The organism is Streptomyces thermoalcalitolerans, from assembly GCF_039525155.1.
In the GTDB taxonomy this organism is placed as follows: Bacteria; Actinomycetota; Actinomycetes; order Streptomycetales; family Streptomycetaceae; genus Streptomyces; species Streptomyces thermovulgaris.
On the sequence record NZ_BAAAHG010000114.1, the window covers coordinates 1 to 2492 of the forward strand.

The window sequence follows — 2492 nt, forward strand, 5'->3', positions numbered from 1 at the left end:
CCCGGCCGCCGCGCTGGAGGCGGTCGCCCTGGAGCGGGCGGCCGAGACCGGCCCGCCCGACCCCCTGCCGGCCCGGATCGTCACCGCCCCCGAGTCCGGGCTCTCGGTCGCCGCGACCGCCGACGCGCTCGGTCTCGGCGCCCGCCGGCTGCACCGCCGCTGCCTGACCGCCTTCGGCTACGGCCCCAAGACACTGGCCCGCATCCTGCGGCTGCGGCGGGCCCTTGCGCTGGCCCGCCGCGGTGTGCCGTTCGCCGAGACGGCCGCCCGGGCCGGGTTCGCCGACCAGGCGCACATGTCCCGCGAGGTGAGAGCGCTGGCCGGGATGCCGCTGAGCGGCCTACTCGCTCGCGGGTAGCGGAGCGAACAGGTCGACGCCGTTGCCGTCCGGGTCGTGCACGACGGCGTACCGCTGCCCCCAGAAGGCGTCCCACGGCTTGAGCTCCCCGTGGTAGCCGGCGCCGACCAGGTCCTCGTACACGGCGTCGACCTCGGCGGGTGTCGCGCAGCGGAACGCGAGCGAGACCCGGCCGCCCCCGGCCGGCGGCCGCCACTCGGGGTGGTAGGACCGGATGGTCTCCTCGGTGTCCAGGGCGAGCGTCGGCCCGCCGGGCAGCTCGGCCTCGACGTGCGGCTGCTCCTCGGCGCCCTCGGGGAAGACGAGCCCGAGCCGGCGGTAGAAGGCGAGAGAGGCGGCCAGGTCGGAGACGACCAGCCCGATCACGGCGAACCGGGGGGCCGGCGAAGTCGTCGGTGAAGTCGGTGAACTCGGTGAAGTCATGGGGAGCACGGTAGACGCGGCCGTGATCACCGGTCTTGAAGAAAACGGACACCCGAGGGGGACCGCGCGGGTTCCGGGTGCGTCCGGGCACGCCCCAGGGACGCCCGGGAGAAGCCCGCAGGACGTCCGGGGAAAGACCGGGATGCGCGCCGGAGTACCACGGACCGGATTGTCACGAGACGATGGAGTGCTTCCGTGGCATCGGCCGACGGCACGGCGAAGGGCTGGTGGGCACATGACGGCAGACCGGACGGACCCCGTGGTCACGACCCCCTACGGAGCGGTGCGCGGCAGACGCGAGCACGGGGTGGCCGTGTTCCGCGGCATCCCGTACGCCGCACCCCCCTTCGGCCCTCGGCGGTTCAGGCCACCGGTGCCGCCCGCCCCCTGGGACGGCGTGCGCGACGCGGGCTCCTTCGGCCCGACCGCGCCGAAGCCGCCGTACTCGGGGGCCTTCGCGCGGTACCTGTCCGACCCGGTCGTCCCCGGCGACGACTGCCTCAACCTCAATGTGTGGACGCCCGAGCCGGACCCGGGCGCCCGGCTCCCCGTCCTGGTGTGGCTGCACGGCGGCGCGCTGACCCGCGGTTCCTCGGCCGTCCCGGTGTACGACGGACGCGGCTTCGCCCGCGACGGGGTCGTCCTCGTCTCCGTCAACTACCGGCTGGGCGTGGAGGGCTACGGGCTGTTCCCGGACGCCCCCGCCAACCTCGGCCTGCGCGACCAGCTGGCCGCCCTGCGCTGGGTCCACGAGTCGATCGAGGCGTTCGGCGGCGACCCCGGTCGGATCACCCTGGCCGGCCAGTCGGCCGGGGCCATCAGCGTCGGTGCCCTGATCGCCTCTCCTCGGGTCCAGGGCCTGTTCCGGCGGGCCGTCCTGCAGAGCGGGCCGCCGGAGGCGCTCGACCGCGACAAGGTGCGGCGGATGGTGCGGCGCATGGCGGCCCGGCTGAAGGTGCCCGCCACCGCCGAGGCGTTCGCCGCCGTCGACCGGGATCTGCTGCTGCGCACCCAGGCCGAGGCCGGCCGGTTCGGCGGCCCGGTGCTGGGCGGGCCCGCCTTCGGCATCGTCGTCGACGGCGACCTCGTGCCCCGCGACCCCCTTCAGGCGCTGGTGGAGGGGGACGCGGCACGCGACGCCGGCCTCCTCATGGGCTGGACCCGCGACGAGTACCGGCTGTGGCTGGTCCCCGGCGGTCTGCTGGAGCACGTCGACCGGCTCGGCCCGGTCGCGCTGGCCGGCGCCATGGCCCGCTGCCACTGCGGGCCCGAGGTGGTCCGCGGCTACCGCGCCCTGCACCCCGGGGCCGGCCCCGCGGAGATCGTCGGCCAGATGGTCACCGACCATCTGCTGCGCCGCCCGCTGCACCGGCTGGCCGACGCCCACCCGGGCTCGTCGTACGTCTACGAGTTCGCCTGGCCCTCGCGGCTGCCCGGCCTCGGTGCCTGTCACGGACTGGAGCTGGGCTTCGTCTTCGACACCGGTGACACCCCGGAGTCCCGCGGACTCGCCGGCGAGGGCGCCCCGCAGGAACTCGCCGACGCCCTGCACGCCGCCTGGGTCCGCTTCGTCACCGACGGCGACCCCGGCTGGCAGCCCTGGGACGACACCCATCCGGTCCGTGTCTTCGGCGACGGCCCTCCGCACACCGTCCACGGCCCGCGCGACGCCGAACTCGCCCTCTGGACGGCCGGCACCGCCCCCGGCCGG

The 2492-nt window shown here is 75.9% G+C and carries 3 protein-coding genes; 2 read left to right on the plus strand and 1 reads right to left on the minus strand.

The window, feature by feature from the left end:
* The coding region (locus tag ABD224_RS28950; protein ID WP_344055242.1) for a helix-turn-helix domain-containing protein at positions 1 to 358 on the plus strand (358 nt) is incomplete at its 5' end.
* Here ABD224_RS28950 and ABD224_RS28955 read toward each other — a convergent pair.
* On the minus strand, positions 341 to 781 hold the full coding sequence (locus tag ABD224_RS28955; protein WP_344055244.1) for a VOC family protein: 441 nt from the start codon (positions 779 to 781) through the stop codon (positions 341 to 343). The genes ABD224_RS28950 and ABD224_RS28955 overlap by 18 nt on opposite strands.
* 235 nt (positions 782 to 1016) lie before the next feature.
* Between ABD224_RS28955 and ABD224_RS28960 the strand changes: the two genes are divergently transcribed.
* On the plus strand, positions 1017 to 2492 hold a 1476-nt coding region (locus ABD224_RS28960; protein ID WP_344055246.1), incomplete at its 3' end, for a carboxylesterase/lipase family protein.